General features: G+C 62.3%; 14 protein-coding genes. 5 read left to right on the forward strand and 9 right to left on the reverse strand.

Annotated elements, in window-relative coordinates; genetic code table 11:
- The first annotated feature begins 46 nt into the window (after positions 1-46).
- Together LDN70_RS06495 and LDN70_RS06500 are read left to right on the forward strand one after the other, a co-directional pair.
- Complete coding sequence (locus LDN70_RS06495) at positions 47-1,042, forward strand: stage II sporulation protein M (protein WP_142939852.1); 996 nt, start codon at positions 47-49, stop codon at positions 1,040-1,042.
- Between the two features lie 139 nt (positions 1,043-1,181).
- On the forward strand, positions 1,182-2,357 hold the full coding sequence (locus LDN70_RS06500) for a TIGR01906 family membrane protein (RefSeq protein ID WP_223942092.1): 1,176 nt from the start codon (positions 1,182-1,184) through the stop codon (positions 2,355-2,357).
- Positions 2,358-2,411: 54 nt separating this feature from the next.
- On the opposite strand, the gene LDN70_RS06505 is transcribed toward LDN70_RS06500, so the two are convergent.
- The 6 genes from LDN70_RS06505 to LDN70_RS06530 form a co-directional block, all read right to left on the reverse strand.
- Positions 2,412-3,242 (reverse strand): sporulation-delaying protein SdpB family protein, encoded by an 831-nt coding sequence (locus LDN70_RS06505; RefSeq protein ID WP_238703466.1) that lies wholly within the window; start codon positions 3,240-3,242, stop codon positions 2,412-2,414.
- Between the two features lie 94 nt (positions 3,243-3,336).
- Positions 3,337-3,957, reverse strand: coding sequence for an SdpA family antimicrobial peptide system protein (locus LDN70_RS21225; RefSeq protein ID WP_142939850.1), 621 nt, complete (start codon positions 3,955-3,957; stop codon positions 3,337-3,339).
- A gap of 14 nt (positions 3,958-3,971) precedes the next feature.
- Positions 3,972-4,655 (reverse strand): sporulation delaying protein family toxin, encoded by a 684-nt coding sequence (locus LDN70_RS06515; RefSeq protein ID WP_142939849.1) that lies wholly within the window; start codon positions 4,653-4,655, stop codon positions 3,972-3,974.
- Between the two features lie 13 nt (positions 4,656-4,668).
- Positions 4,669-5,139, reverse strand: a complete 471-nt coding sequence (locus tag LDN70_RS06520) for a hypothetical protein (RefSeq protein WP_142939848.1) — start codon at positions 5,137-5,139, stop codon at positions 4,669-4,671.
- 153 nt (positions 5,140-5,292) lie between these two features.
- Entirely contained in the window at positions 5,293-7,125 is a 1,833-nt protein-coding gene (locus LDN70_RS06525) for an AMP-dependent synthetase/ligase (protein WP_223942093.1), read from the reverse strand.
- Between the two features lie 13 nt (positions 7,126-7,138).
- Positions 7,139-9,007: a dolichyl-phosphate-mannose--protein mannosyltransferase gene (locus LDN70_RS06530; RefSeq protein WP_223942094.1), complete on the reverse strand. Its 1,869-nt coding sequence runs from the start codon at positions 9,005-9,007 to the stop codon at positions 7,139-7,141.
- Positions 9,008-9,119: 112 nt separating this feature from the next.
- Between LDN70_RS06530 and rsmI the strand changes: the two genes are divergently transcribed.
- Positions 9,120-9,989, forward strand: coding sequence for a 16S rRNA (cytidine(1402)-2'-O)-methyltransferase (gene rsmI, locus LDN70_RS06535; protein WP_223942609.1), 870 nt, complete (start codon positions 9,120-9,122; stop codon positions 9,987-9,989).
- A gap of 160 nt (positions 9,990-10,149) precedes the next feature.
- The gene (locus tag LDN70_RS06540) at positions 10,150-11,631 is read left to right on the forward strand and encodes an NAD-dependent succinate-semialdehyde dehydrogenase (RefSeq protein ID WP_142939845.1); all 1,482 of its coding nucleotides are present in this window, start codon (positions 10,150-10,152) and stop codon (positions 11,629-11,631) included.
- Positions 11,632-11,768: 137 nt separating this feature from the next.
- On the opposite strand, the gene LDN70_RS06545 is transcribed toward LDN70_RS06540, so the two are convergent.
- The 3 genes from LDN70_RS06545 to LDN70_RS06555 are packed head-to-tail and all read right to left on the reverse strand — an operon-like array spanning position 11,769 to position 16,841.
- Entirely contained in the window at positions 11,769-14,279 is a 2,511-nt protein-coding gene (locus LDN70_RS06545) for a transglutaminase TgpA family protein (protein WP_223942095.1), read from the reverse strand.
- Entirely contained in the window at positions 14,276-15,739 is a 1,464-nt protein-coding gene (locus LDN70_RS06550) for a DUF58 domain-containing protein (RefSeq protein ID WP_223942096.1), read from the reverse strand. Before LDN70_RS06550 ends, LDN70_RS06545 begins: the two co-directional genes overlap by 4 nt.
- Positions 15,740-15,752: 13 nt before the next feature.
- Positions 15,753-16,841, reverse strand: a complete 1,089-nt coding sequence (locus tag LDN70_RS06555; RefSeq protein WP_142939840.1) for an AAA family ATPase — start codon at positions 16,839-16,841, stop codon at positions 15,753-15,755.
- A 197-nt stretch (positions 16,842-17,038) separates the two neighbouring features.
- On the opposite strand from LDN70_RS06555, the gene LDN70_RS06560 reads away from it, so the two are divergent.
- Positions 17,039-17,935 carry a TatD family hydrolase gene (locus LDN70_RS06560; protein WP_142939839.1) on the forward strand — a complete coding sequence of 299 codons (897 nt, stop codon included), beginning with the start codon at positions 17,039-17,041 and terminating at the stop codon, positions 17,933-17,935.
- The last annotated feature ends 126 nt before the right edge of the window (positions 17,936-18,061 follow it).

Here is an 18,061-nt window from a genome sequence, read left to right on the forward strand (position 1 = left end):
GCGGCGGGGCTGACCGCACGGTGGATACAGGCGCTAGGGTGGTGGCGTGGACATTGATGCCTTCTCGGCCGTACATGAGGACAAATGGTCGCGGCTTCATTTCCTGGCGCACAAGCGCAGGCTGACGGGTGCCGAGGCAGACGAACTTCTGCGCCTTTACCAGACGGTGTCCGGGCATCTTTCCTTGATCCGTTCTGTGGCACCGGAGACGGGATTGTCCGCATCCTTGTCCGCAGCGCTGGCCCAGGCCCGGACGCGTTTCACCGGGGCCCGCTCGAATTTCATGGAGGATCTGGCGCGGTTTTTCGTCATTTCACTTCCTGCGGCGTTTTACCGCATCCGGTGGCTGACCCTGTGGTGCGGGCTGGCCTTTGTCCTGGTGGCGGGTGCTTATGCACTGTGGATTGGCACCTCACCGGAGGCATTGAGGGCTGTGGCCTCCAGTGACGCCAGAGTGCAGCAGTACGTGGAGGAAGACTTCATTGACTACTACTCCGAGAATCCGGCAGCCTCCTTTGCCGGCGCAGTGTGGACCAACAACGCTTGGATCTCAGCTCAGGCCGTGGCTTTCGGCGTTACCGGATTCTGGGTGCCCTTCATCCTGTTCATGAACGCGCAGGGGCTGGGAATCGCTGCGGGACTTTTCCTTGCGACGGGGAAGATGGACATTTTCTTCAGCTACATCCTTCCGCACGGTCTCATGGAACTTACGGCCGTTTTCATCGCCTGTGCTGCGGGGCTCAAGATTTTTTGGGCCATGGTGCGGCCGGGCCCGAGGACGAGGCTGCAGGCCGTGGCTGATGAGGGCCGTTCCCTGATCACCATTGCCTTGGGGCTGGTGCTCGTCCTGCTCGTCTCCGGCATTGTGGAAGGCTTTGTGACCCCGAGTTCCCTGCCCGTATGGGCCAAGATCGCTATCGGCGCCTTGGTGTTAGCAGGCTACTGGGTGTACACGCTGGTCCTGGGCGGGAAGGCCGTCCGCGCGGGCGTCACGGGAGACATGGATGCCAACGACGCCGGGTACCGAAGCATCGCAGCATAGAGCTTACAGTTGCGTTTCAATCTGGTCGCAGCCGGGGTGGCACCGCGTGTCTCTGTAAGGCCGGGCGGTAGGCTCGAAAGCAGACAAGAGAGCCGGCCGCAAGCAATCGCCGGTGGATGCCTACGGAAGTGAACCCGCTGTGAGCGACAAGAGCCAAAAACCACAAGAACCGGACACGGCCGTCCACGAGGACCCCAACGAACCGGCCTTCGACTGGATGAAGCCAAAAACGTCCGGCGGCGCCACCGAGGCCACTCCTGCAGCCACCACTGGAGCCACCACCGTGGCAGCAAAATCTTCAGCTGATTCAACTGCGACGCCAGCTAAGGGCCAGCCCGGTAGCCGCGCGGACCGCAAAGCTGCTGAAGCTGCCGACGCCGGTACTGAAACCCCGTTGTTCGCGGACACCCTTGCCGAAGCCTCCACCAGCAAGGCGCCGGCGCACTATTCTGAACCGTTGCCGACATCGGCCCTTCAGGTCCGCCCGCCGGAAGACGAAGTAGCGCGACGGAACGCCGAACGCGAGCAAGCGGCAAAGGTGAAGCCAATAGGGCCTCGGGTTTTCCAGGTGCTGCTGGCCATTTCGTACCCGATCATTCTCTTGGTGCTCGCCGTCCGGGCAGTCACCAGTCCGTTGTTCCTGTGGGTGGAGTACAACCGTCCGGGTTTCCCCGGCGACGGATACGGCTTCAGCACTGACGACCGAATGACGTACGGCTCGTACGCTGTGGACTACCTCAGTAACTGGGCCGGCCCCCGGTATCTGGGAGGCTTGGTTAATCAGGACGGGGAGAAGCTCTTCATGGACAGCGAAGTTTCCCATATGGCCGACGTGAAGCTGGTCATCCTGTCCTCCTTCGGGGCAGGGCTCCTGCTCATCATCCTCAGCATCATCGCCATCCTGTATTTGCGTAAGCGGAGCAATGGCGGGATCCGTCGAGGTCTCTTTGCCGGATCCATTGTCACGCTGGTCATCATCATTGGTCTAGCTGTCCTGGCCGCCCTGAGCTGGCAGCAGTTCTTCACGGAATTCCACCGGATTTTCTTTGCCAACGGAACATGGACCTTCGCGCTGGAAGACACCCTCATCCGGCTTTTCCCGGGCCAGTTCTGGATTGACGCGGGCATTGTGATCGGCGCTCTGGTATTCCTGGCGGCCACGGTCACGTTCATCCTGACATGGCCCACCAAGCGGCGCCGCGGCGTTGCGGACAAGCAGGAGGCCGCGGACGAGGCTGAACCTTCCGCGCGGGAAGCAGACGAGGAGTCGGAGTCGTCTGGCCTTCGCCAGGAAGTCTCGGAATCCCGCCGTTAGGGGCCAGCTAAACGGACACTAAGCCGCCAATTTCCGGTTTGCATTCGTTCGGGATTATCGAGTCCCTACGAAAGCCGTCTTGAACCTGAAGTGACGAAGGCGGAATCCTGCCGAATAGACCGGTGACGTAGCCGGAATCGTAAGGAGGGACAGGGCAGCCAGCATAGCTACTTGGAAGCTCCAGATCCCTAGGAACAGCGCGATTCCTGCATGGAGCGAACCGCCCAGAGCGAACCAGGCGAGGCGGAACTTGTCGGGGGTCAGCAACGTAACGGCGAGCATCAATTCGATCAGGAGTGCGCCCCACGACATGCCAAGGGATACCACGGGATTGTCCGTCAGCAGGCCGAAAGCGTCCTTTAGGGCTCCCGAGGGGCCGAAAAAGCCAGATCCGATGTAGTAGAGGGCAGACCCTTCCGCCCACTCGGTTTGGAATATCTTCCCCGTCATTGAATAGAAGTAGAGGATAGAGACCTGCAACTTCAGGGCCAGTAGGGAAACTCCGGCCGTTCCAGCCCGGGATGCCAACAATCGGACTCCTGAGCGGGCGCTGCGCCAGTGGTTCATCCTCGGGTCCGTGAGGCAGATAGGAACTAGTAGTAGTGCCAGGTTCGACGTAATTTGGTCGCCGCCGTCCGGAATTGAGATGCCCGTTGCAACGCTGAAGGCTACCCATGCGTGCAGGACACCGGTGAGCTGGGGCAAGACTCCGGAGATCACCAGCAACAGGATAAAGATCCCCAGGACTTTGGATAGACCCAGTTGCTCACGCGGAATGACACAGAACAAGCCCAATGATTCAACGCCGCGGCACAGGGGATAATCGCCCACACCAAGAACCGGCCTGAATAGTGCGTCGTTGCTCGTGAAAACCAACGTCAGCATGGTTCCCACTGCCAAAAGGCTTCGTATAATTCCCAAGAACGGGGACCAGACCAATGGCATTGCTATTCGCGGGATCGCGACGATGGTTGGGAGCCTAACGACCATGACAGTCCACACGCATCTTAACGGCCTTATCGGCCCTATCCCTCAGTAACGTTTGGTGCCTGAATGACCAAGGCACCGGCGTGGTTTGCACAAGCACCACATCACCGCAGACTGTGGGCGAGGCAACAGCATTGGTTACCGCAATCGAGGGTGCGTCACGCAGGAGTTCCACGCATTCCTGAACTACAGGGCTGGAGCAATCCATCCAATTTCCGGCCTCGGATCCGCTGGATATCAAAGCGACCTCAACGCCTTGGGCGCGACCTTCCCTGCTAACACCAAAGAGATTCTCGACGCGGGTGGTTGGGAGTCGGCTGAGCGACTCCAAAGAGCCACTGGCATCCTCGCGGTAAGGAGCAACGGAAGGATCGCGGGGCGACTTGGAGAAAAAGGCCCACCCCTGAGGCATAGCTGACACGGCGTTCGGTTTTATTTGGTCCAGGTAGGGCAGAGTCAGGATCGTTGACGGTATGGACGAAAAGATGGAGTATGCTCCCAGAAGCAGAAGGCCGGCCGTCGGGGCCAGCAGATGAATTGGTAGGACGTATGGTCCCGTCGAGGGTGTCCGGCCAGTAGCGGGGACACCCTCAACGGTTTGTTCGCAGGTCATCAATCGCGGCCGGATCAGTCCTGCGCAAGAGCGGCAGTGAATTGGGAGATGCTGTTCTCACTCTCCAGCTGCGAACCCGTGGTTGCGCTTGAGGGCCAGAAAGCGACCTTGGCGTACACCACGACGACGGCTGCAGCGGCAACAGCAACGTTGACACCGACAGCGTAGTTGACCGCCGCAGCGACATCCCACACAGCTGCGGCCCAAATGAAGACGGGTACGGCCGCCAACGGATTCGCGGTGTCTGACTTTGCCAATGCCGTAACCTGCTGTGGCTCGGACTTCAGGAGGTCCGTCATGACCTTCTGGACTTGCTTGAATTTTGCATCAACCCGCAGGACGTCCCCACTGATCAGGGCTGCGTGGAAGGTTCCGAAGAATTTGGGATTCTTGGCTTCGATAGCAGCCACAACCGCGTCCGCTGCCAGATCCTGTCCCTCTTGGCTCGACGCGGTCTGTGTGAAGGACACGTAGGAGTCGTCGGCCAGCTTCTCCCGAACCTCAGCTACCTGCGGTCCCACGCCAAAGTAGATGGCCTTGAAGAGCGCTTTGCCCTCGGACGTAGCATCCTTCACTATATGGCGCGTGACGGCGTGGGTTTCTGGGGGTGCTGCTGTTGCGACCCCGTTTGTGCCTAGGGCGAGGGCTGCGCTCAGTGCCACAGCTCCTGCTGACAATGGCCAAGTTCGATTCGACAATTGCTTCTCCTCTTTAGTTGCTTACTTCGGTTAGAACAGCAATGAGCTCGTCGGGACGGTCCGTGCTGGCGATGAAGGTTTTGCCGGACTTCGTCTCGATATTGACCTCGGGACCGCCCACGAGATAACCGACCACGCCGGGTCCCATATATCGGATTCCGTAGCCGCTGGGACCGGCCGTTTTATCAGTGGTCACAATTGCAATTCCTGCCCTTGGTAGGGTGCGTTTGACGATGTCGCAGAAGGTGATCACGACGTTTTGGAGATCGACTTTCACCGTCACCGTCATGAAGCCGATAAATGATCCCAGCGGAAAGAAGATGATCGGAAGGACGAGTAAGTCGACGCGTTGCTGAGCCATTGACAGGGCTACGAAAAGCATGCCGACCGCTATGATCGTGAGCCCGATGTAACGAGGCAGCAGTGTTGCCCGCACCCGGGAGTAGTAGAGTGCCCGAGCCGGCCCAGCCGATGGATCTGACATGAGTTCCCCTTTGAACGTTGGTTCGTGAGGAAACGTTACGGGGACAACAACGCCACCTAGAGGGGAATCGGTCCAACTAGGTGGTGATTGGCGCCGAATTAGGTGCTGAGTTGGAAGGACTAGGTGGTGATCCGGAGCTACCTAGGTGGTGCGCTACTTCTCGTAGAGCTTCTCCACTGCCGTTGAGAAGTCGCTGAGCACCGCAGCCCGCTTCAGTTTGAGCGAGGGCGTCAGGTGCCCGGACTCGACGCTGAGCTCCGCCGTGATGAAGGCGAACTTCTTAATGGATTCAGCAGCTGAGACGAGTTTGTTGGCCTCGTCCACTGCAGACTGAACCGCTGCCTTCACCCGGTCATCAGCGGCGGCTTCGTCGGGGGACATGGCTGCCACCTTGTTCTCCGCGCACCAGTCAGCAATCCCTTCAGGGTCCAGGCCAAGCAATGCTGCGACGAACGGCCGGCCATCGCCCACCACCACGGCCTGCCCCACCAAGGGGTGTTCGCGCAGTTTCTCCTCCAGCGGAGCCGGCGCCACATTCTTTCCTCCGGCGGTCACTAAGAGGTCCTTTTTGCGTCCGGTGATGGTCAGAAAGCCGTCGGCGTCGAGTTCGCCCAGATCTCCCGTGCGGAAGAACCCGTCAACGAAGGCAGCCCGGGTGGCCTCGTCATTGTTGTGATAGCCCTTGAAGACACCAATGCCCTTGACCAGCACCTCCCCGTCCCGGGCCACCCTGATGGTGGTCCCCGGAAGCGGAATCCCCACGGTCCCGATCCGGGACATAGCGGGTGTGTTGACCGTGCAGGGCGCAGTAGTCTCCGTCAACCCATAGCCCTCAAGAACCGGAACACCGGCTCCATGGAAGAAGTGGTTGTCCCGCAGGCTCAGGGGACTGGCACCGGAAACTGTGTAACCTACATTGCCGCCGAACAGCTCCCTCACCTTGGGGTAGAGGAGTTTGTTGAACAACGAATGCTTCATGCCCAGAAGCCAACCCGGCCCCTGCCCCTCGCCACGGGCGGCGAGGTCCACCGCCGTCGAATACTCAACTGCGGTGGCGGACGCTGCCGAGAAGAGCGCGGATTTTCCGCTCATGGCCGCTTTGTGGCTGGCACCGGCGTAGACCTTCTCGAAAATGCGCGGTACGGCGAGCAGGAAAGTGGGCTTGAAGGATCCCAGGTCTGCCATCAGTCCATTGGCGCCGGCGCTGTGTCCCAGAGTAATGCCGGCAGTGAGGCAGACCACCTGGACTGCGCGGGCGAGGACGTGCGCCAAGGGCAGGAACATCAATGTCCGCGCGCCTTGCTGCATGAGGAGCTCGGGGAGGAACGGGATGACGTTTCGCGCCACGAGGACAAAGTTTCCGTGGGTGATTTCGCAGCCCTTGGGCTTGCCCGTTGTTCCGGAGGTGTAGACGATGGAGGCGACACTGGCCAGGTTCGCTGCGCTGCGCTGGCGTTCAAGCTCGGCGTCCGTTATGCCGATCCCGACGGCGGAGACGCTGGTCAGGTTGGGTGCGTCGCCGTCGTGCTCCATCCGAATGATGGCCACGGGGTCCTCGCCCAGGACGGCAGAGTGCTCCACCAGTGTGTGGACGAGATCTGCTTTGGCGGCGTCCTCCACAAAGATGCGTCGGGCTCCGGAATCGGCCAGGATCCACTCGATCTGGCTTGCCGACGACGTCTCATAAATGGGCACCGTGACTCCGCCGGCCATCCAGATGGCGAAGTCCACCAAAGTCCATTCAAAGCTTGAGCGGGACAACACCGCTACAGGATCTCCAGGGTTGAGTCCTCCTGCGATCAAGCCTTTGGCCAGGGCGGTAACATCGCCAAGGAACCTCGCAGCGGAGACGTTCAACCAACCGTTCGCCGTGTTATGCGCATACAGGTTTCCGAACGGATCCTTATGGCAGCGTTCCAGAAGAAGGTCCGTCACGTTGGTATCCGGGTCCGCCTCGACCAGAAGGTCCGTGCTTGCTTCCCTCACTACTTGACTCCTCCTAGATCCATGATGGCATCCACATTCTCATCCGCCACTCCTGGTAGCTGATGACCTCCGCCGTGAGCACCGGATAGAAGAATGCCGTTGCCAGCACGGCTAACACCATGACCAGAGCCACAATGTAGAGGCCGGACCGTCGCCGCCAGACGGGGTCGCTGCTGCGTCCCAGCACCAACCCCAACACATATGTCAGGCCCAGAACCAGGAAGGGTTCGAAGGACACGGCGTAGAAGATGAACATGGTGCGTTCCGGGTACATGAACCATGGAAGGTACCCGGCTGCCACGCCGGCGAGGATGGCACCGGCCCGCCAGTCGCGGCGGCCCGCCCACCAGAACAAGAGGATCACCAACGCGATGGTTCCACCCCACCAAACCACCGGATTACCCACGGGCAGAATGGCCGAAGAGCACGTCTCAGCCAGGCAGCCGGGAGTGCCCGGTTTGGGAGTCTGGTAGTAGAACGAGGTGGGACGGCCCATGATGAGCCACGTCCAGGGGCTGGACTCATACGGATGGTCCGAGCTCAGGCCCTGATGGAATTTGTAAGCTTCAAGGTGGTAGTGGGCCAGGGAGCGCACGGAGTTGGGCAGCCAATCCCAGCCCGGGGCAGGGTTGGTGGCAGCCCATTGCCGGTAATAGGCGTCTTTCGAGAGGAACCAGCCCGTCCACGTGGCCACGTAGGTGACTGCAGCGATGGGAATGATGGTCACGAATGCCGGCAGGCCGTCCTTGATGATGCCGGCACTGAACCAGCTCCGGATCCCGGCGACACGGCGGGCGTTCAGGTCCCACAGCACGGTCATGATGCCGAAAGCCGCGACGAAGAACAGGGCAGACCATTTGGTGCCCACGGCAAGGCCGAGGCAAAGCCCTGCAACCAGCCGCCACCACCGCATGCCCAGCCAGGGACCGGTGACCAGCTGGGTGGGTGTGGGTAGGCCGCCCGGCGAAGCAGCCGCTTGCGCGGCAAGCCGTGACGCCAAACGGCGTCGGCCGTCGTCGCGGTCAATGAGCAAGGCGCCGAAAGCGGCCAGGATCCACAGGGCCAGGAACACGTCCAGCAGGGACGTCCGGGAAAGCACCAGGTGATGGCCGTCGATGGCCAGCAGGAGACCGGCAACCGCCCCGAGGGTGTGTGAGCGGGACAGCTTCAGTGCAATGAGCGAAACGAGGAAGACCGTCACCGTGCCCGCCAGAGCTGCGCTGAACCGCCAGCCGAAGGGGTTATCGCCGCCAAACAGCCACATCCCGAACGCGATCATCCATTTGCCCACCGGTGGGTGGACAACGTACTCGGGAGTGTTGAGGAGAACATCCGGGCTGCCGGCGATGAAGGAGTCATTGGCGTTGGCCGGCCAACTGCGTTCGTAGCCGCTCACCACATAGGAGTAGGCGTCCTTGACGTAGTACGTTTCATCGAAAACCAGGCTGTGCGGGGCATCAAGGCGGAAGAAGCGGAGAATGCCGCCCAGGATTGCCGTGAGGGTAGGGATCAGCCAAAACCATAAGCGCAGGGACGCCGGGTAGTCCCGCCAGCTTTGGGTTGCGCCGATCAGACGTTCCTTCAATGCCTGGGCGGTGTAAGCCTCGGACGGCCGTGCGATCCAGCGGTGCCCCTCCAGGCCTCGGCCGGGCACACCCCGGCCGGGCAGTCCTCGGCTGGGCCGGGTCTCGGCGGGAAGGGTCATAGCGGGCCCGGTCTCAGCGGGCTGGGCTTCTTCCGGATGGACGCGCGACGTGCCTGCGGGTTTCGGTGTGTCCGACTGCCCGTTGTTCTCCGCGGCCTTGGAGTCTTCAGGTTCCGGGCTCGCTGGGGACGCTGCCGGGGACCCGGAAGCGGTGGCAGGAACGGGCGACTGGTTCACCCGCCCATGCTACCTTTCCATCCTTGCTGCAACCCTGAACCCCGCGCGGTATTAGGCTTGGCAGGTGGACGAACAACGCGGCACCCCTGACGAAGCTCCCTTCAACGAGAACCTGGAAGAGGCGGCTACTGCCTCGGGCGCAACTCCCGGCGTGGGCAGGATTGTCCTGGCGGCAACACCCATAGGCAACGTCGGGGACGCTTCCGCGCGTTTGGTTGAACTCCTTGGCACCTCGGACATCGTGGCCGCAGAGGATACCCGCCGTTTGCACCGGCTGGTCACTGCCCTTGGGGTTGAAGTCAAGGGACGCGTCATCAGCTACCACGAGCACAATGAGGTAGCCAAGACCGGTGAACTGTTGGACCACGTCCGCGCTGGCAAGACCATCCTGATGGTCAGCGACGCCGGGATGCCCGCAGTTTCGGACCCCGGCTTCCGTCTGGTGGAGGGTGCGGTTGCTGCCGGGCTGACGGTCACGGCGGTTCCCGGCCCTTCCGCGGTACTGACGGCGCTGGCGCTATCCGGTTTGCCCACCGACCGTTTCTGCTTTGAAGGATTCCTGCCGCGAAAGTCGGGGGACAGGAACTCACGCCTTGTAGACCTGGCCGACGAACGCCGCACCATGGTCTTCTTTGAGGCCCCGCACAGGCTTGAGGTCATGTTGCGGGCACTTCATGAGCGTTTCGGGGCCGATCGCCGCGTGGCAGTCTGCCGTGAGCTGACCAAGACGTATGAAGAAGTCATTCGCGGCACGTTGCGTGAACTGCTCCAGTGGGCAGAGAACAACGAGGTCCGTGGCGAGATCGCGGTTGTGGTGGCCGGTGCGCCCGAACAGGAACCCGGCAAGCCGGAGGACCACGTCGCAGCGGTCAACGAGCTCATTTCGCAAGGCATCCGGTTGAAGGAGGCCGTAGCCGCAGTGGCCGAGGAGGCCCGGGTCAGCAAGCGGGAGCTCTACTCAGCGGTACTAGCAGCACGCTGACCTATGCTGTGCACCTGCACAAATCGACGACCATGTGGCAGTGCGTGAAGGCGTAGACACTGCTTCTCGTGGGGCAGTACCGTGGCAGTAATTCAAGCCACTTCCGGCAACGAACCCCTGTGGTGCAATTCTCCAAAGCACCCAAGACGAAGGAGTCGCCATGACTGTCACGGTTGAACGCGAAAGCGAACTGCTGGCTTCCGTCCCTACCGGCCTGCTGATCAACGGTCAGTGGCGCCCGGCTGGTTCCGGAAAGACCTTTGATGTTGAGGACCCGGCAACGGGCAAGGTCCTGCTCAGCATCTCCGATGCCGGTGCTGAAGACGGCGCTGCCGCCCTCGACGCCGCTGCTGCCGCCCAGGCTGACTGGGCACGCACCGCACCGCGCGAACGCGGCGAAATTCTGCGCCGTGCCTTCGAGCTGGTCACTGAGCGTGCCGAAGACTTCGCGCTGCTGATGACCTTGGAAATGGGCAAGCCCCTGGCCGAAGCCCGTGGTGAAGTGACCTACGGTGCCGAATTCCTGCGCTGGTTCTCGGAAGAAGCTGTCCGCGTGTCCGGCCGCTATTCCGCAGCACCTGATGGCAAGAACCGCCTGCTGGTGCAGAAGAAGCCGGTGGGCCCCTGCCTGCTGATCACCCCGTGGAACTTCCCGCTGGCCATGGCTACCCGCAAGGTAGCCCCAGCTGTCGCAGCCGGCTGCACCATGGTGCTCAAGCCCGCCAACTTGACCCCGCTGACCAGCCTCCTGTTCGCCCAGGTCATGCAGGAAGCCGGCCTTCCCGCCGGTGTCCTGAACGTCATCCAGACCTCCACGGCAGGCGCTGTCACTGGCCCGCTGATCAAGGATGACCGTCTCCGCAAGATCTCCTTCACCGGCTCCACCCCGGTGGGCCAGGCCCTGATCCGTGAAGCCGCGGACAAGGTCCTGCGCACCTCCATGGAACTGGGTGGCAACGCCCCGTTCGTGGTCTTCGAGGACGCGGACCTGGACAAGGCCGTTGAAGGTGCCATCGCCGCGAAGATGCGCAACATGGGCGAGGCCTGCACCGCAGCAAACCGCTTCATTGTGCACGAGTCCATCGCCGATTCCTTCGCGGAGAAGTTCGCCGCCAAGATCGGCGCACTCACCACCGCCCGCGGCACCGAGCCGGAGTCCAAGGTTGGCCCGCTGATCGACGGCAAGGCCCGCGACGGCGTTCACGCCCTGGTTTCCGAAGCCGTAGCAGGAGGTGCCACAGCAGTCACCGGTGGTGCCGCCGTCGACGGTCCCGGTTACTTCTACCAGCCCACCGTGCTGAAGAACGTTGCCGCAGATGCCCGCATCTTGCAGGAAGAGATCTTCGGACCGGTAGCGCCCATCATCACCTTCTCCACCGAAGACGACGCTGTTCGACTGGCCAACAACACCGAATACGGCCTGGTTGCCTACGTCTTCACCAAGGACCTCAACCGTGGCCTGCGCATCAGCGAAAGGATCGAGACCGGCATGCTCGGCCTCAACGCCGGTGTGATCTCCAACGCCGCCGCGCCGTTCGGTGGAGTCAAGCAGTCCGGCCTGGGCCGCGAAGGCGGCTCCGAAGGCATCGAAGAGTACCTCTACACCCAGTACGTAGGTATCGCGGACCCGTACGCCGACTAATGCTGCTCTTTCCACCAAGGAGCCCTGTCCGCCGCTCTCGCAACAAGAACGGTTGACACATGCAGGGGCCCGGCCCCGGAACCACAAGTTCCGGCGTCGGGCCCTTTGCGTCTGAATCCGGATCAGCGGTCCCGGACCTAGTGGCGCTGGGGGAGCAATCCTTTGAGCCTGCGCCAGGAAAAAGCGATCGCCCGCCCCGTTGCCGTGCCGAACCTTCCAACAGCCCGGAACGGTGCGCCGAGGGCATGCACCCAACGCTGCATCATCGACGGCGGCAGCCAGTCCGCGCGGAAGCGGACCAACCAGCGGGCATTGTTCCGCAACGATTCGCGAACGACAGCGATCCGGGCGGCCGCTGACGGCGCAATCGTCATGGTTCGGCCGTACCGTTGCCGTTCGAAGTCCGAGGTGAGGGACGCGACTGCCTCATGTGCGGCGTCGTCGAGTCCTCCCGCGACCCCCAAGGCGGAGCTGGAGCGCAGCCGGGCGGAGAAATGCCTCGGCGTCTCGCTGGGCGTTGACGGCACGCCGTAGTCGGTGGAGAGATCCTGCAACTCCGCCCACGCCAGTTCAGGGGCAGGATCCTTATAGCCCGGGAGCTCGGAATCGGCCGGAGGCTTTTGGCTGAGCCGGCGTCGCCGGAGCACCGTCCGGCTCAGCCTCGGCGACCACAGGAATCCAGCAAGCACCAGGACCCCGGCCACTGCGGCGCCGATCGCCGGCCACGGGTTCACTGCGGCCGAACTTGCGGCAGGCGTATTCAAGCCAGGGAGTGGGGCGGCTGGGGTGGGAGCGGGGGCGGGGGTGGTAAGCACCTCTTTCTCATCGGCGTTGGTGCTCAAGTTGCCGGCTACCGAACTTTCCGTCGCGTAGTCCGGAGGAACGCCGCGGGAAGGTGTCGGCTCGAAGGGGACCCAGCCCAGGCCCTCGAAGTACAGCTCAGGCCACGCGTGCGCGTCCCGGGCGTCAACCTCGTACTCGGGGAAGGATCCCTGACCCACCAAGGCCACCGATTCACCCGTGAGGCGGCCCGGCGCGTAGCCCACCGCAATCCTGCTGGGGATGCCTTCAGCCCGTGCCATGACCGCCATGGCTGAGGAAAAGTGGACGCAATAGCCGCTCTTCACTGCAAGGAAGTCGGCTAGGACCGAGAGGCCATTGCCGTCATAGCCATTCTGGACGGGAGCCTGGAGTGAATAAGTGAACTCGCCTGAACGCAAGTACTTCTGGATGGCCAGCGCCTTGGCGTAATTGCTGCCAGCCGATGCTGTGACGGTATCAGCCGTTTGGCGCACGATATCCGGAAGGTTCCCGGGGACCCTCAGGAAGTCCTCGGAGATATCCTGCGGAACGGCATTGGCCTGGGAGAGGGACTGCGCAGTGATCTTGGGAGCTGCGGAGAAAACCACATACCGTTGCGCGCGGGTGGTGGTCTCCGTGCTCATGATGCTCAAGGTTGATGGATCCCACGTCCATCGTCCGTTGAGGCCGTTTACGGAGGCAGGGGCAAATGGAGCAGGAAGGTAAGGGCTGGAAAACAGGCCCGCATTGACCGACGTGACTGCGTTGACCACCTCGCCTTGGATCGCATATCCGGTCTCGATCCTGTCCACGCCCGCCCGGCGACCCGCCCCCCGATCATCAGGGGCCCAGGTTTCGCCGTCGAAGTTCTCCACCGTCACGGAGCGGAGGTACAGGGGAGCGCTGGCACTGGTGGCATAGGTGATGCGTCCCGAACCGGTGGGGCTGCGGAGGCTGTTGCCCAAAGTGATCATGGGGTTGAGCCCATTGGAGGTTCCCCAGGGGCTCAGCCTGGAGCCTTGCGGAAAGGTGCCGGTCTCGAAACCGGGAATCACCACAGGAACGGTCATGGTCAAGGCCAGTGCCAGGCCGCCTGTAACCACCGAGCGCCTGAACTGCCCGGCTCCGCGTCCTGAACCCGACTGCAACCTCGCATCCGGGGCGAACCAGTGGCTGCACCCGAGGATGAGCAGGTAGCCCACGGCCGCGCCCATGAATCCGGCGACGCCCACGCTCTGGGGTTTGATGGTTGCCGGGACCACCATGACAGCCAGGAGACCAATGCCGCTGGCGGCCGGCATGGACAGGGGAACGGCAAGGGCATCGATCAAGATCACCAAGAGGCCCAGGCAAGCGCAGAGGACAAAGACGATCCCCGCGTTGGGTGCTACAGGCGCACTTTCGGACACCACTGTCTCTGCAGCCCGTTTGATAAGGCGTCCGACGGCGGTGAAGGTTCCGGTGGTGGGGATGAACCCCGCCAGGCTTTCCTGGCGGCAGAAAATGAAGCTGAGGATGCCGGCCAACGAGGCAAATGAGGCCAAAGTGACCAACAACGGCTGGGCACGGAGCGCTCGGAGTACAGCAAGCGTCAGTGCGACCACCACCACGGTGGTGATCAGCGGCATGAACCAGGCCCAGCCCCTCAGGACTCCATTCAGGGACAGGGCAGCGCCAAGAACGGCCACTGAGACTGATCCCGCCATGACCCACGGGTATGGTCCGGCCCCCGGGGCCCGTGGCCGTAGCGGCTTGCCGGGTGCGGGCTTGCCGGAATCGGGTGTGCCGGAAGGACCGCCGGGTTGAGTCGGCGCTTTGGGGGAGCCTTGGTGTGATGTAGCTGTCATCGGGGCACCGCCGCTCCACGCCGGACATCCATGGCGGCATCGGCTGCCGCCACGATTCCGCCCTCGTCGAAGGCAGACCAGGCTGAGGTCAGCCGGGTCTTTGAGGTGACTGCCGCAGCTCTCCAACCTGCCAGGCGCAGGATCTCCAATACTTGGTCGGTGTTACGCGAAGCATCGGTCACCACCATGGCGAAAGCATTGGCGCCATACCCGGCCGCGGGAGCGAGCGCCCGTGCTTCTGCGAGTGTCAGGTTGCCCACCAAGGCCAGCAGGGGACCGCGCAGGCGATGCGCCGAGAGTTTGTCCATCAGGTGGTCGTTGAAGGGAGAATCGGCAGACTCCGCGCCCGCTGCGCCGGAGGTGCCCTCTTTATGTTCCGGACCGGATTTGTGGTCCCCGATCTCGGCCCGGTGGTGATCCGGCCTGACGTGCCGGGGGCCACTCAGCTCCACGGCCGCCAAAGCCTCGGCGATGGCCTGAAGGCCGCCCGCACCCGAGAACTCCTCCGCATCAGGATCCGCGGCCGACCTCGAACGGTGGAACGCCGGCCCACCGAACGAGTCAAGGAGCCGCAACGAATAACTTCGTTCCCCCAAGTGTGCGGCGATCGACATCGCTGCCGTAACTGTCCACTCAAAGTTGGTACTGGTGACCAAATCCGAATCTTCGTCACGGCTTCCGAACACGGAGCCGTTTCCGGAGGCAAAGGCGGTGAACCTTTGGTCAAGGATGAGAGTCGCTTCCGGTGTGGTTACCGACTCCTCCTGGCGGACCATGAGCTGGCCATGGCGGGCCGTGGCGGCCCAGTGAACGCGTCGCATGGGGTCCCCATGCCTATACTCGCGGGTCATAATGTCGTCGTCGCTGGGATTGGCCCGGATGCGGGTTGCCGTCACGCCGTCATTGCCCCGCGCCCCGGCCAGGCCCGTGACGGGAAGTTCGACGGCGGCAGGCGTCACGGTCAGGAGGTCTCCGTCGTCAATTGCGTGCCTGCGCAAAGACAAACCAAACGGGTCACTGAACTCTGCCGTGACCGGACCGATCCGGAACTGTCCACGCTTGCCCGAGCGAAGGTGATACTCGTAGCGGCTGGTGCCACCTGACGCTGACCTGGCCGGAAAACGGAAAGCGGGAGGCTCCCCGAAACGCTGAGGCAACTGCTCCTCCATGATGACCTGCCCCGTGGCAGATGAAGAACGGGCAATGGCCAGGCGAACAGTGGTGGTGCTTGAGGTCTCCACCGTGGACGGGTTGAACTCGCGGTAAACCTGGAACTTTGGTTTGAGTACCCGGACGCCGGCAAGCGCCACCAATGGCAGGAGAATCAGCAAGACCGCCAAGGACAGGAGATCGCGCCTTCCCATGACGTAGGCGCACCCCAGGGAAAGGGCCCCGGCTGCCAGGAGTCCCCAGCCACGGTTGGTGAATAAATGCTTGGGAAGCCGATCCATGAGCGCCATTGGGGCGTGTCTCCTAAACGCTATGCCTGTCCCTGCGCCATGCGCCGGGCGGTTCCTGGGCAACGGGCAGGGAAGCGAAGATGCCCCGAAGAATACTCTGTGGAGTATCGCCCGAACTCGCGGCCTTGCGATCCAGGATGATCCGGTGGGCCAGCACCGATTCGGCAACGTCCACCACGTCATCAGGGAGGACAAAATCGCGGCCATCCAAAGCTGCCGTGGCCTTGGCAGCACGCAACAATTGCAGCAAAGACCGAGGGCTGGCGCCCAGGCGAAGGCGTGCGCTGTCCCGGGTGGCCCGTCCAATGGCCACCGTGTACTCCTTGATGGCCGTGGAGACGTACACCTGCTGGACCGTGGAAATCATGGCAGCAACATCGGCAGCGGTCACCACGGGAGTCACGTTTACCAGGGGCGAGGACGCCTGATGGGTCTCCAGCATCTCGATTTCGGCGTCCTTGTCCGGGTAGCCCATGGAAATCCGAGCCATGAAGCGGTCACGCTGGGCTTCAGGAAGCGGGTATGTGCCTTCCATTTCGATGGGATTCTGTGTGGCCACCACCATGAAGGGCAATCCCAGCTGGTAGGAATGGCCGTCCACGGTTACCTGGTGCTCCTCCATGCATTCCAGCAGCGCGGACTGGGTTTTGGCCGAAGCGCGGTTGATTTCGTCACCGATGACGATGTTCGCGAACACGGCGCCGGGGCGGAACTCGAACTGCCGGGAAGACTGGTTGTAGATGGACACGCCAGTGACATCGGAGGGAAGCAGGTCAGGGGTGAACTGTATTCGGGAGACCGTACAGTCCACACTCCTCGCCAACGTCTTGGCCAACAGGGTCTTGCCCACGCCCGGGACGTCCTCCAAAAGAAGGTGACCCTGGGCCAGGAGGACCGTCAGGGCGAGCTTTGCCGCGTCCGCTTTGCCGTCTATGACCTTATTGATGGAACCCAGGATGCGCTGGCTGGCATCGTGGAACCGTTCCGCGTCCATGACCTGCGGCCTATGCCCGTTGAGCCCGGAACCATCCTGTGGCAGGGTGCTGTAAGCCTCGCCCTGGACGGGCGGAGGCTCAACGGTGACTTGTTGCTTGGACTCCATGAATCGCCCTTCAGCCGTGGCCTCGGCAACAGCAATCTTCGCTAAACGCTGTTGTTGTTGACCGCTTGTCCGTTCCAGACTACCTAGACATTGGCCGCCGCTGACATAGTGCTCCGGAATTTATGTGCCATGTGGAATTTAGTGTGTACAACTTGGTGGTTGCCCAAGGAGGACCGCAGTCCGATTAAGGTGGAAGCATGTGCAACTCCCTCGCCCCAGCACCCTACAGGGCGCCATCCGATGCAGCAGAAGAAAAAGATTCCCGCCGGGAATACCCGCCGGCACCGGAGCCCCTCCCCGTAGCCGTCATGGATAACCACACACATCTGGACTTCAGGCACGGACTGATCGAGGTCTCCGTCAGGGATGCCATGGACTCCGCAGAAGCGGTGGGCGTGCAGGGAGCCGTGCAGGTAGGTTGCGACCTCGAATCGTCACGATTCACAGTGCAGGCCGTGGACGCTGATCCCCGGCTACTGGGCGCCGTGGCCATCCACCCCAACGACGCCCCCGAATACGCGGCCCGCGGGGAGCTGGAATCCGCGCTCGCCGAGATCGAGGAGTTGGCCCGGCATCCGCGGATACGGGCCATCGGTGAGACAGGGTTGGATTTCTTCCGGACCCACGGTGAAGGACTGGCGCATCAGCGGTACTCGTTCCGCCGCCACATCGACATCGCCAAACGGCTTGACCTGACGCTGCAGATTCACGACCGCGACGCCCACGACGACGTCGTCCAGGTTCTGCGCGAAGAAGGCGCTCCCGAGCGTGTGGTTTTCCACTGCTTCTCCGGAGATGAAGAACTCGCCCGGATATGCAACCGGAACGGATGGTACATGTCGTTCGCCGGGACAATGACGTTCAAGAATGCCGGGAACCTCCGCGCCGCCCTCGCCATCGCCGAGCCAAGCAGGATTCTGGTGGAAACCGATGCACCGTTCCTCACACCCCATCCCCACCGTGGCAAGCCAAATGCCAGCTATATGGTGCCCTACACGGTCCGGTCCATGGCGGACGTGACAGGAGATGACTTGTCCGAACTTTGTTCCCGCCTGGCCGAAAATACCTTGAATGCCTACGGATCCTGGGCATAAACGGCCCTTTTGCGTCCAGGTTCAGCAGCCCGGCTGGATACCCGGTATGCACGTTTCTTGGTTCGTTTATAACGGATCGGTTACTGTGTTAAACAAGTAGCCGGGGTCGGGGAAGGCCTTCGGACA

Origin of the sequence: Arthrobacter sp. StoSoilB22, assembly GCF_019977315.1 — a bacterium.
Taxonomy (GTDB): domain Bacteria; phylum Actinomycetota; class Actinomycetes; order Actinomycetales; family Micrococcaceae; genus Arthrobacter.

Bases quoted from the DNA above. Each gene is read 5' to 3' on its own strand.
- LDN70_RS06505 (WP_238703466.1), bottom strand. From the start codon at position 3,242: ATGCTGACGTTGGTTTTCACGAGCAACGACGCACTATTCAGGCCGGTT.
- LDN70_RS21225 (WP_142939850.1), bottom strand. From the start codon at position 3,957: ATGACCTGCGAACAAACCGTTGAGGGTGTCCCCGCTACTGGCCGGACA.
- LDN70_RS06520 (WP_142939848.1), bottom strand. From the start codon at position 5,139: ATGTCAGATCCATCGGCTGGGCCGGCTCGGGCACTCTACTACTCCCGG.
- LDN70_RS06540 (WP_142939845.1), top strand. From the start codon at position 10,150: ATGACTGTCACGGTTGAACGCGAAAGCGAACTGCTGGCTTCCGTCCCT.
- LDN70_RS06545 (WP_223942095.1), bottom strand. From the start codon at position 14,279: ATGACAGCTACATCACACCAAGGCTCCCCCAAAGCGCCGACTCAACCC.
- LDN70_RS06550 (WP_223942096.1), bottom strand. From the start codon at position 15,739: ATGGCGCTCATGGATCGGCTTCCCAAGCATTTATTCACCAACCGTGGC.
- LDN70_RS06555 (WP_142939840.1), bottom strand. From the start codon at position 16,841: ATGGAGTCCAAGCAACAAGTCACCGTTGAGCCTCCGCCCGTCCAGGGC.
- LDN70_RS06560 (WP_142939839.1), top strand. From the start codon at position 17,039: ATGTGCAACTCCCTCGCCCCAGCACCCTACAGGGCGCCATCCGATGCA.